Annotated in this window: 12 protein-coding genes; 9 read left to right on the top strand and 3 right to left on the bottom strand. The window is 69.7% G+C overall.

The annotated features are described in order from the left end of the window. Positions 1 to 74: 74 nt before the first annotated feature. Positions 75 to 1286: a hypothetical protein gene (locus RIN43_RS01665; protein ID WP_309127130.1), complete on the bottom strand. Its 1212-nt coding sequence runs from the start codon at positions 1284 to 1286 to the stop codon at positions 75 to 77. Beyond that, a complete protein-coding gene (locus RIN43_RS01660; protein WP_309127129.1) occupies positions 1283 to 2245 on the bottom strand; it encodes a hypothetical protein in 963 nt (320 codons plus the stop codon). The genes RIN43_RS01665 and RIN43_RS01660 overlap by 4 nt, the downstream gene beginning before the upstream one ends. Positions 2246 to 2465: 220 nt before the next feature. Here RIN43_RS01660 and RIN43_RS01655 point away from each other — a divergent pair, with 220 nt between their 5' ends. The 9 genes from RIN43_RS01655 (at position 2466) to rplI (ending at position 10613) form a co-directional block, all read left to right on the top strand. Then, positions 2466 to 3443: a glycosyltransferase family 2 protein gene (locus RIN43_RS01655; protein ID WP_309127128.1), complete on the top strand. Its 978-nt coding sequence runs from the start codon at positions 2466 to 2468 to the stop codon at positions 3441 to 3443. Beyond that, entirely contained in the window at positions 3440 to 4795 is a 1356-nt protein-coding gene (locus RIN43_RS01650; RefSeq protein WP_309127127.1) for a polysialyltransferase family glycosyltransferase, read from the top strand. The genes RIN43_RS01655 and RIN43_RS01650 overlap by 4 nt, the downstream gene beginning before the upstream one ends. After that, positions 4792 to 6153 (top strand): acylneuraminate cytidylyltransferase, encoded by a 1362-nt coding sequence (locus RIN43_RS01645; protein WP_309127126.1) that lies wholly within the window; start codon positions 4792 to 4794, stop codon positions 6151 to 6153. Before RIN43_RS01650 ends, RIN43_RS01645 begins: the two co-directional genes overlap by 4 nt. Positions 6154 to 6292: 139 nt before the next feature. Next, positions 6293 to 7165, top strand: a complete 873-nt coding sequence (locus RIN43_RS01640; protein ID WP_309127125.1) for an N-acetylneuraminate synthase family protein — start codon at positions 6293 to 6295, stop codon at positions 7163 to 7165. Beyond that, the gene (locus RIN43_RS01635) at positions 7162 to 8490 is read left to right on the top strand and encodes a DUF6716 putative glycosyltransferase (protein WP_309127124.1); all 1329 of its coding nucleotides are present in this window, start codon (positions 7162 to 7164) and stop codon (positions 8488 to 8490) included. The genes RIN43_RS01640 and RIN43_RS01635 overlap by 4 nt, the downstream gene beginning before the upstream one ends. A gap of 491 nt (positions 8491 to 8981) precedes the next feature. Continuing rightward, positions 8982 to 9347 (top strand): 30S ribosomal protein S6, encoded by a 366-nt coding sequence (gene rpsF / locus RIN43_RS01630; protein WP_222446529.1) that lies wholly within the window; start codon positions 8982 to 8984, stop codon positions 9345 to 9347. A 5-nt stretch (positions 9348 to 9352) separates the two neighbouring features. Beyond that, the gene (locus RIN43_RS01625; protein WP_309127123.1) at positions 9353 to 9844 is read left to right on the top strand and encodes a single-stranded DNA-binding protein; all 492 of its coding nucleotides are present in this window, start codon (positions 9353 to 9355) and stop codon (positions 9842 to 9844) included. A 49-nt stretch (positions 9845 to 9893) separates the two neighbouring features. Beyond that, on the top strand, positions 9894 to 10148 hold the full coding sequence (rpsR, locus tag RIN43_RS01620; protein WP_045257356.1) for a 30S ribosomal protein S18: 255 nt from the start codon (positions 9894 to 9896) through the stop codon (positions 10146 to 10148). A gap of 12 nt (positions 10149 to 10160) precedes the next feature. Then, on the top strand, positions 10161 to 10613 hold the full coding sequence (rplI, locus tag RIN43_RS01615; protein ID WP_309127122.1) for a 50S ribosomal protein L9: 453 nt from the start codon (positions 10161 to 10163) through the stop codon (positions 10611 to 10613). A gap of 65 nt (positions 10614 to 10678) precedes the next feature. On the opposite strand, the gene RIN43_RS01610 is transcribed toward rplI, so the two are convergent. Next, positions 10679 to 11343, bottom strand: a 665-nt coding sequence (locus RIN43_RS01610) for a chaplin family protein (RefSeq protein WP_309127121.1), incomplete at its 5' end; no start/stop codon positions are given.

The following is an 11343-nucleotide window of genomic DNA, read 5'->3' as shown; positions in this document are numbered from 1 at the left end:
ATCTGAGCGACTGAGCCGCAGGTCGCATGATGCCCTCCCGTCCCACCCGGACGGGAGGGCATCGCCGACTGCGCTCAGCGCAGGAACAGGCTGAGGAGTCCGCCGAAGAGCTGCGGGACGACGGCGAAGAGGAAGACGACGATGAACACCACGATCGTCACCCAGGAGACGCCCTTCTTCAGCCGCCGGCCCGGAGGAGCCACACCCGGCGGCGGAACGACCATCCCCGCGGGAGGCGCGAAGGGCAAAGGTGCCGGTGGGACGGGTGCGGTGGCACCGGTTGAATCGGCCGCGGAAGCTGCTCCTGCGCTCACGGCCGCGGGGCCCGCGGACCCCTCAGCCTGCGCAGCCCGCAGCCGTTCGTCGCGCCACCGCGCCCACTGATCGAACTTCGTCATCAGGGCGCCGACGGCCCCGAACAGCCACGCCCAGGTCGCGGGGTCGGTCGTCGAGGCGGGGCGCTGCATGTAGAGGAACATCCAGTCGTCGACGATCTCGACGTCGAGCTGCGCGGCATGGTCGATGAACCGCGCCATGATGTCGGGGGTGAACAGGTACAGCGCGTCGGCCTCGTACCCGCGCGGGCAGTACAGCGTGAAGTAGCGGTCGAAGTCGCCCTCGAGCGACAGGCGCTGATCGCGCGAGAACGAAGCCGGAAGGTTACTGCCCAGGCCGTTGTTGCCCAGCGCGTCGAGCACGATGTTCGGCAGCGGCACGTCGAGGCGCACGGCCACGTAGCCCCAATGGTGGGTCGTGCGGTTCTTCCCCGAGCCGGTCGTGTACTGGTAATTGCCGAACTCGACGAACCGCGGCTGGAAGCCGCGCACCAGTGCCGTCGACGTGCGGGCCGATCCGTTCTGGAAGATCACGCCCGGCAGCCCGGGGGCGTCCACCCGATGCTCGTAGGCCATGCCGTTGGCCTGGGCGAAGCGCGCGATCCGGTAGGTGGAGAGGCGCCTGCGGCGCGAGGTGACCACCGACAGCGGGATGCCGACACCCAGGCCGACGGCGATCAGGATCAGCGGCAGGCTGAACGCCGCACCGAGCGGTCCGTGTCCGCCGCCGGTGGTGCCGAGGATGATGCCGAAGACGGCGCTGCCGAGCACGGGCACCACGACGACGACGCCGACCATGCCCAGGACGACCCAGGCGATCACGCTGCCGATCGACGTCGGATGCTTCGCCTTGATCTGGCGCCAGAACTCCGACACCGCTCGCGAATCCACGGCATCCGTCAAGGGGCGTGTGTCGAACGGATAGCGCGGCGTCTCGCTGGGGACGGTCATCGGTTCACCTCGTCGGCATCCCAGGTCAGGCATGCGTTCTCGGGCAGCGGGAGCGCTTCGATGTCCGGGTCCGCGCAGATCGCGGCTACGAGCGCTGGCGAGCCCGCGATCACCGTGGAGTCGAAGTCGATCTCACTCACGAGCACCCAGGCTCGATCGGCCGGCCACAGAATGCTCGGATGATGTGCCGAAGGCGGGAAGCCCTGTCGTTCGGACTCGACGTCGCGCCACGGGGCATAGAGGGTCCAATCGGGATCGGCGAACGCCGACGGCGCGGCCGAGAACAGCACGTAAGCGCGGTCGGGAAGCTCCAGTCGCCGGCCGTTGGAGACCTCGTCCGGGAGGATCCCTGGTTGCCAGGTCGGCTTTCGGAACGCGTTGTTGAAGGGATCGTGCATGCTGCGCTGCAGCATCTCGAGGTGCGCCGGGTCGTCGCTCATGACGGCAGGGGTGGCGGGGTGGCCCAGGTAGCCGGTCAGTCCGCCCCAGCCCTCCCAGACCGCCGCGCACCCGGCATCCGGCGTCGAGGTGTGAGCGACGAGATGGCGCGCGATCGCCGCGAGCAGCCTCGGCTCCATCTCGCCCTCGACGGGTGCGTCGAACTGCCGCCCGTCCGGCGCGACCCGGCTGCGCCAGTCGCCCCCGGCGGGCGTGCGCACGATCCGACCCCACTGCGCCTGCGGATGCAGCACGGTGCCGTACGCCGCGGCGGTCTCGGCCCAGGTTGCAGGCTCGTCGACGTACTGCCCGAACAGGGCGTCGCGGTCGGCATCCGGCATCCGATCGAGCTCGTCCCAGCTCGGCACGGCCCGACCGGGCAGTGACCGGACGGATGCCGGATGGAACACCCGCGCGTACGCGGGGAACCCCCGGGGGACCACACCGTGCATCGTCTCGTGCCTGTCATCCAGCCGCTCACGCAGCCACGACCCCGCGGACGGGTCGGCGATCCACTTCATGCACCCACGCTACCCGCGCCCGCTGACGCGACGCGGAGGGCGCTGCGCCGCGAAGCATGCCGGCACGAACGACCACGTTGTTCACGAAAGACCACGCTGTTGCCGCCGACGACGTGGTCTTCGGTGACCTTCGTGGTTCAGCGCCGCAGGCGAAGGCCTCGTCACCCGCTGTTCATCCCGACGTCGCCGCCGCGTAAACGAGGCACTGCACGATGACTCGGTGACCGCCCCGCTCGTGACCGTGATCGTGCCGGCGAAGGACGCAGGCCGGTTCATCGGCACGACGCTCGAAACGCTCACCCGGCAGTTCGACGACGCAGCCGCGCTCAAGCTGGTCGCGATCGACGACGGCTCCCGCGACGACACCGGCGAGATCATGCGCCGGTACGCAGAGCGCTTCGACAACGCCGAGGTGATCGTCAACCCGCGGCCGCGGGGGCTCGCCACGGCCCGCAATCAGGGTCTCGCCCGGGTCGAAGGCGAGACGTTCTGCTTCCTGGACGGCGACGACTGGATGCAGCCGGGCCGACTCCAGGTGCTGGCCGGGGCGCTGCGTGAGCTGCGCTGCGATTTCGTGCGCACCGACCATGTCACCGTGAAGGGCGCGGAGCGCCGGCTGGTACGGGCGCCGTTCACGTGCCGCGGCGTGGCCGCCGCCCCGCGGGACGCGATCCTGCCCGCCGACGACCGCAGCATGGTCGACTACCCCTACGCGTGGGCCGGCCTGCTGCACCGTCGGGTGCTCGACGCGGGTCTCGCCGGGTTCCGAGACGGGCTGTTCACCGCGGAGGACCGGCCGTGGGTCTGGCGCCTGCACCTGGAGGCGGCATCCTTCGCGGTGGTGGATGCGCCGCACATCCTCTACCGGCGAGGGCTGGCCGATTCGCTGTCGAAGACGCTCGATCGGCGGCAGCTGCACTTCACCCGTGCCCTTGGCGAGGTGCTCGACCTCGTTGAAGCCGACCCCGAGGCCGAACGAATGCTGCCGAAGGCCGCGTTCACGGTGCTTGCCCTGAGCTCTCACCACCTCGTGCGCGCTCGCCGCATGCATCCCGCCGTGCGCCGTGAGCTGCGCGCCGGAATCCGCTCGCTGCTCGCCCGACTTCCGCGGGATCAGGCGGCCGCAGCGATCACGAAGATCGGCGGACCGCGGCGGCGGGTGCTGGCCAGGGTGCTGAGAGAGGCGGACCGCACGTGATCCAGCTGTTCGCCCTGCACAGCGGCTACGGGCTGATGACCGCCGCGGCTGCTCTGGACGCCGGGCTGCTCGGTGAGGCCTCTCGGCGCATCCTGGTGCCGATGAACACGGCCGCCGTGCCGGAGACCGCGATCGATCTCGCGTCGGCCGCCCGCTTTGCGACGCTGAGGGCTCGCTTCGACGAGGCCGAGCCGCTGAACCCCCTCATCGACCCGAAGCACCCCACCACGTGGGAGCCCGACGAGCAGGACCTCCCGATGATCGAGCGGCTGCTCCGCAGGGCGTGGGCCCTCGGCGACGCCGACATCGAACTGTTCGTGCAGTCGCCGCAGGTGGCGCCCTCCCGCACGCTGATGCAGGTGTTCCGCAGTGCCCGGCTCGGCGTGATCGGCGACGGCCTGATGACCTACTCGCCTATTCGCAGCCGGCTGCCGCGGCAGCTCACCGAGCGCGTCGCGCGCGTGGTGTACCCCGATGTCGTGCCCGGTGCCGAGCCACTCGTCTTCGTCGAGACGGGGGCCAGCCGAGTCGCGGTGCCGGTGCCGGCGTTCGGCGCCGTGCTCGGCGAGGTCGGGGATGCCGCGCCCGACGCCGAGCTCGACAGGCTGGGCGAAGACGACCTCCGCACCGCCGTCGTGATCGGCCAGTACCTCGCAGCGCTCGGGCTGGTCACCACTCAGGAGGAGCACGAGATGCAGGCCGCGATGATCGATGGCGCCGCGGATGCCGGTGCCGAGCGGGTGGTCTTCAAGCCGCATCCGTCGGCGCCGCCTGGGCTCACGGAAGCGCTCGCCGCCAGAGCGATGCGAAGAGGTGTGGCCTTCGCGACCTACACCGGCGACCAGCCCGCTGAGCATGTCGCCCGCCGGCTCGGGGCGAGCGACATGGTCGCCGGCTTCTCGACGGCGCTGCCCACCGCACACACGCTGTTCGGCACGCGCATCCACGCCGTCGGCACCGCGGATGTGCTGGCGCGATTGACCCCGTACGAGAACAGCAACCGGATCCCTGCCACGATCGTGGACGCCATGACCCGCGACGACTGGCGGGAACCCGGTCGGATGCAGCAGCTCATCGACACCGTCGGCTACGCCATGCAGCCCGAGATCGTGGGGCAGCTGCGGCCCCGCGCGGTCGAGCTGCTCGGCACACTGAGCGCAGAGGAACGGGAGCGCTACGTGCCGGCTGCGCGGCTGCGCGCTCTCGATCTGCCCGGCGCCCCCTCTGCGACGCCGCTGCAGCGCATCATCGAACCGGCCGGGGGAGTGGGCCGCCTGGAGGAGCTGCGTCTCACGGCCGCGGGCGCGCGGCGGCGGGCGCGTCGAGTGTGGAAGGCGGCGACAGGCCGATGACCGATATCCGCGACGAGAATCTCGCCGGTGGGCGGCTTTCCGCGCTGCAGAATTCTGCACGCGCTGCGCGAATCGACGCAGCGCGCGACGAGAACAGCAGCGCGAGGGCGGAGGCTGTGGAGAACAGCCGCGCGAGGGCGGAGGCTGTGGAGAACAGCCGCGCGAGGGTGGATGCTGCGGAGAACAGCAGCGCGCAACGGCGGGCGCGCGAACTGAACGTCGCGATCATCCCCGCACGCGGAGGTTCGAAGGGCGTACCAGGAAAGAACCTGCGCCGGGTGGGCGGAATGCCGCTCGTCGAGCGGGCTGTGCGTGCGGCGTCGGCGGCATCCGGTGTGGATCTCGTGGTGGTGAGCACCGACGATGCGGCGATCGCCGCGGTCGCTGAGGCCGCGGGTGCCAGGGTGGTCGCACGCCCGGCTGAGATCGCCGGCGACACGGCCTCGTCCGAGAGTGCGCTGCTGCACGCACTGGACGCCCTCGAGGCTGACGGCGTCAGGGTGGGCGTCGTCGTGTTCGTGCAGGCCACCTCGCCGTTCGTGCCGAGCGCCGGCATCGCGGAAGCCGTGGCGCACATCGCGGAGGGCCGCTTCGACAGCGTCTTCTCGGCGCACGAGACCTACGGCTTCCTCTGGCGCAGGGATGCCGACGGGCGGGCTGACTCGATCAACCACGACGCCGCGCGGCGCCAGCGAAGGCAGGACCGCGAACCCCACTACCTCGAGACCGGCGCGTTCTACGCGTTCTCGGCCGCGGGGTTCCGGCGCTTCCAGCACCGGTTCTTCGGGCTGGTCGGCATCGTCGAGGTGCCCGAGTCGTCTGCGATCGAGATCGACGATGAGCACCAGCTGCGTCTCGCTGGTGCGATCGCGCCGTTGTTCGCCGCCGAGGGGGGCCGCATCGCCGCCGCGGCGCTGGTGACCGATTTCGACGGCGTGCACACCGACGACAGCGCCACGGTCGACAGCGACGGCCGTGAATCGGTGCGCGTCAGCAGGGAGGACGGCATGGGCGTCTCACGGATGCGCCGAGCGGGAATCCCGATGCTCGTCCTGTCGACCGAGCAGAACCCGGTGGTCGCCCGGCGCGCCGAGAAGCTGCGGGTGCCGGTGCTGCACGGCATCGACGACAAGGCGGCGGCGCTCGCCGCGTGGGCGGGTGAGAACGGCATCCCGCTCGCCGACATCGCCTATGTCGGCAATGACGTGAACGACCTCGGCGCTCTCGAGCTCGTCGGCTGGCCGATCGCGGTCGCGAATGCGCATCCGGCGGTGAAGGCCGCCGCCCGCGTGGTGCTCGCCCGGCGCGGCGGCGAAGGCGCCGTGCGCGAGGTCATCGAGCGGATGCTCCCGCGCTGACACACCGGGCCCCGCACGTGCGTTCCGACGTGCTTCCGCGAGGCGTCACCCGATCGCCTCCGGCGGTTCATCTCGCGCGCGTAGACCGGGAAGAACGACCGGAGAACCAGAGCGGTACCCGCACGAACGGAGCGTCATCATGACCGTCAGCATCGGAGAACGAGTGGTCGGCGGAGGCCGCCCCACCTATGTCATCGCCGAGATCGGCTTGAACCACAACGGTGACGCCGAGATCGCCAAGCAGCTCATCGACGTCGCCTGCGCAGCGGGTGCGGATGCCGTGAAGTTCCAGAAGCGCACACCCGAGATCGCGACTCCCGAGCACATGCGCGACGTGCCCCGAGAGACGCCCTGGGGCACCATGACCTACCTCGAGTACCGTCATCGCGTCGAGTTCGACCGCGATCAGTACATCGAGATCGGCGACTACGCCACCATGGCGGGCCTGCACTGGTTCGCCTCTCCGTGGGACCTGCCGAGCATCGAGTTCCTCGAAGACCTGAACGTCGTCGCGCACAAGGTCGCCTCGGCGAGCCTCACCGACACGGAGCTGCTGCAGGCCCTGCGTGAGACCGGCAAGCCCGTCATCCTGTCGACCGGGATGTCGACGATCGAGCAGATCGACCGCGCTCTCGACGCGCTCGGCACCGATCGTACGATCCTCATGCACGCGACCTCGACGTATCCGATGGAGGCGGGCGAGGCGAACCTCAAGATGATCCCGGCGCTGCGCGATCGATACGCCGGTGTGCCGGTCGGGTACTCGGGTCACGAGCGCGGCCTGCAGATCTCGCTCGCCGCCGTCGCACTCGGCGCCGTGGCCGTCGAGCGGCACATCACCCTCGACCGGGCCATGTGGGGCTCCGATCACGCCGCCTCCCTGGAGCCCGGCGGGCTGGAGCGCCTGGTGCGCGACATCCGGGTGATCGAAGAGGCACTGGGCGACGGCGTGAAGCGCGTCTATCCCGGTGAGCTCGCGCCGATGGCCAAACTGCGCCGGGTGGGGGCATGACCTACCCGGGCAGCAGGCCGCGGCGGCTGCGAGTGGTCGTCGTCGGCGATGCCGACTCCTTCGTGAAGTGGGCGGCGCACCTCGTCGACAGGGTCGACGAGGTCAGCCAGCACCTGCTGCTCGTGCGCACCCCGCTGACCGTCAGTGATGCTCAGAAGGATGCCGCGGTCGCGGGCACCCGGTTCGCGGAGCACCCGCGATCGGTGACGCGCATCGCCTTCGCGGATGTCGCCGACTGGCTGGCGCGCGACCGCCCCGACGTGGTGGTGCTGGCGGGGCGCGCGCCGTTCGTCAGGCTGCTCTCGCGGGAGATCGACAGGCTTGCGCACCGGCCCGTCGTCGTGACGGGACTTCCGGGCATGTCGGTGCCGGCGCTGCGCGGCGCCCTGGAGTACCGCCGCTACAGCGACCTGCTCGTGGTGCATTCGCGTCGTGAGGTGGCTGCGTACTCGCGTCTCGGCCGGGCACTGGGCGTGACGGTGCCGGTCGCACTCGCGACGCTGCCGTTCGCGGTCGGCGGTGCGGAGCGCCCCGGGGGCACCGATCTCGTGTTCGCCGCTCAGGCGCTCGTTCCCGGTGATCGTGAAGAGCGACGGCGCATCGCCGAGATCCTCCGCCTGGCGGCGGTCGCCGACCCCTCGCGGCGAGTGGTGATCAAGCTGCGCTCGCGGCCCGGCGAGGTGGAGGCGCATCAGGAGCGCGACGGCTACTCCGAGCTGCTCGATCACGCGCCGGAGAACCTCGTCTTCTCCTTCGCCCCGATGTCAGAGGCACTGGCGACTGCGGAGGGGCTCGTGACGGTGAGCTCGACGGCCGCCGTCGAAGCGCTGGCCGCCGGAGTGCCTGTCATCGCGCTCGACGAGTTCGGGGTGCGTCCCGAGCTGCTGAACCAGGTGTTCGAGGGCAGCGGGCTGCTCGGCAGCGCGGACGACGTCGTGACCCGCCGCTTCCGGCATCCCGATCCGCGCTGGGCGGCGGCCAACTACTTCCATGACCGTCGCGAGTCGACCTGGTGGGAGCAGACCCGCAGACTCGTCGCCCTGCGTCGACGCGGGATGCTGCCGGCCCGTACTGTGCCGCGCCCGCGTGGCGGGGCGCTGCACGCGGCCTGGCACCGCAAGAGCGTGCTCGGCGCTGAGGACCGCACCGCCGTCGGCGCACTCGCCCACGCCCTCGGCGCCCCGGTAGTGGCGGCGCTCATCGCGGTCAAGCGCCGCCGTGGCCGAGCCTCCGCGTCGACGGCATCCGAGGAGTTCACGCTCGCCCCGAGCCCGCTGGCGGAGCCGGTCGGGCGACGGCTCGCGGGCTCCTCCGTCCGCGACTGAGACTCGCCCCGAACACGACGAAGCCCTGTGGCGTCCCACAGGGCTTCGCTTCGTGCTGAGTTCTTCAGGGAGCCGGGATGCGGTGCATCTCCGGCTGCGACCGGCTCAGAGGCCGAGACCGCCGAGGAGGCCGAGGATGGTGCTGAGCAGACCGGAGACGAGGCCGAGAATCGCGTCCATTTTCATTCCTTCGTTAGCTGGGCGGTAGCCCGTGGTTGGGGAGATGCGCCGGAGCGCGCTCTCATCCTGACGCGCAATATATTGGAATACAAGAGCGTTCCGAGAAATTCACCCGGCGGAAACCAGCGCACGGGTGGCGGACAGGACGGCGAGCGGGGGTGGCGGCGTCGTCGTTCGCGACACGCCCGGATCTCCGCTAGACTGTTCAGGTTGTCTGCCCTCCGGCATCCGCTCGGGGCGGACGACGTGCACACACCCTCCTGCTTCCGGGAAAGTCCCGGGAGCCGTTCTAGTCCGAAGGAGGTGGGTAAGTGACGCACCAGTACGAGCTCATGGTCATTCTGACCCCCGAGCTGGACGAGCGCCAGGTTGCCCCCAACCTCGACAAGTTCCTGAAGGTCATCACTAACGATGGTGGCTCGATCGACAAGGTCGACATCTGGGGCAAGCGCCGTTTCGCCTACGAGATCAACAAGAAGAACGAGGGCATCTACGCCGTCGTCAACTTCACCGCGACGAGCGAGGCCACCCAGGAGCTCGACCGCCAGCTGAAGCTGAGCGAACTCGTGTTCCGCACCAAGGTCCTCCGTGCCGAAGAGGCACAGGCCATGGTCGCCGCCGAGGCCAAGCGCGCTGCTGAGAAGGCCGCCCGCAAGCCCAAGGTCGCGAAGGCCTAAGGCTCATGGCCGGCGAAACCGTCATCACCGTGGTGGGCAACCTCACCGCAGATCCCGAGCTGCGTTACACGCAGAACGGCCTGCCGGTGGCGAACTTCACCATCGCTTCGACGCCGCGCACGTTCGACCGCCAGGCCAACGAGTGGAAGGACGGCGAAGCGCTGTTCCTCCGCGCGTCGGTGTGGCGTGAGTTCGCCGAGCACGTGGCGGGCTCGCTGACGAAGGGCATGCGCGTCATCGCGCAGGGCCGTCTGCGTCAGCGCTCCTACCAGGACCGCGAAGGCAACAACCGCACGGCGATCGAGCTGGAGGTTGACGAGATCGGTCCGTCGCTGCGATACGCGACGGCACAGGTCACGCGGGCCGCATCGAGCGGCGGTGGGCAGTCGCGCCCGCAGCAGCAGCAGGTCTCTGATGAGCCGTGGTCGACCCCCGGCTCCTTGAGCGCTGACGCCTGGAGTGCTCCGGGCAGCTTCGGCGACGACACCCCGTTCTAAGGAATTCCGGATGCCATCAGCATCCGACCTCATCTCTTAAGGAAAACTCATGGCTGGAAAGTCGAGCGGCGACCGCCGCAAGCCGCGGAAGGGTGGCAAGCCCACCGCTCCCGCGAAGTCGATCCGGGTCGGCGTCATTGATTACAAGGACGTCGCCACGCTTCGCAAGTTCATCTCGGAGCGCGGCAAGATCCGCGCCCGTCGTATCACCGGTGTCTCCGTGCAGGAGCAGCGTCTGATCGCCCGTGCGATCAAGAACGCTCGCGAGATGGCTCTCCTGCCCTACGCCGGCGCTGGCCGCTAAGGGGTACCGACAATGGCAAAGCTGATTCTCACGAACGAGGTCGCCGGGCTCGGAAGCGCCGGTGACGTCATCGAGGTCAAGAACGGGTACGCCCGCAACTACCTCATCCCCCAGGGCTACGCGGTCGCATGGACCCGCGGTGGCGCCAAGCAGGTCGAGTCGATTCAGGCCGCCCGCAAGGCTCGCGCGATCCACGACCTCGATGAGGCCACGGCTCTGAAGAACAAGCTCGAGGGCACCAAGGTGCGCCTGGCCGTCAAGGCCGGCGCCGAGGGTCGCCTGTTCGGCTCGGTGAAGACGGCCGACGTGGCCGACGCCGTCGCCGCTGAGGGCCTGGGCTCCATCGACAAGCGCAAGGTGCACTTCGCCGCTCCGATCAAGTCGGTCGGCGAGCACGAGGCGACCGTCCGTCTGCACGACGACGTCACCGCCGTGATCACCCTCCAGGTGATCGCCGCAAAGTAACTCTCGCGCGCCTGTCGGAAAGCCCCGGATCGTTTGATCCGGGGCTTTCCGCTTGTATCAGCGGATCAGCTCCGACGCGTTCGGCGGCGAAGCAGCACGCCCCCGAACGCCAGCAGCACGGCGGCCAGCGCCAGCGCAGCCGGGTCGAACGTCGCACCCGTCGCAGCCAGCGTTCCGCTGCCTGTCGTGGACGTGCGCGACATCATCGTCGGATGCCGGTCGGTTCCAGGGTCCGTGCCCGGGTCGGTTCCGGGGTCGGTACCGGGGTCGGTTCCGGGGTCGGTTCCGGGGTCGGTTCCGGGGTCCGTGCCCGGGTCGGTACCGGGGTCCGCGCCCGGATCGGTGCCAGGAACAGTGCCAGGACCGGTGGTCGTGCTGTCACCGATCACCGAGATCGCGTTACCCGATATGGTGATCGGTGCGGTGATCGGCAGCAGCACCTGGGTGCCTCCGAGGAGCGAGTTGGTTCCGTCGGTGTGCGCGTTGGTCTCGGTGGATGCGGGTGCATTCGTCGTGTTGCCGCTGGTGTTCTTGGCTGTGCTGTCTCCGATGACGGTGATGGCGTTGCCTGAGACGTTGACCGGTGCGGTGATGGGTGCGAGGACCTGGGTGCCTCCGAGGAGCGAGTTGGTTCCGTCGGTGTGCGCGTTGGTCTCGGTGGATGCGGGTGCATTCGTCGTGTTGCCGCTGGTGTTCTTGGCTGTGCTGTCTCCGATGACGGTGATGGCGT

Origin of the sequence: Microbacterium sp., from assembly GCF_031178445.1 — a bacterium.
In the GTDB taxonomy this organism is placed as follows: Bacteria; Actinomycetota; Actinomycetes; order Actinomycetales; family Microbacteriaceae; genus Microbacterium.
Note: the sequence above shows the minus strand (reverse complement) of the source record. Positions and strands in the feature narration are given on the sequence as shown.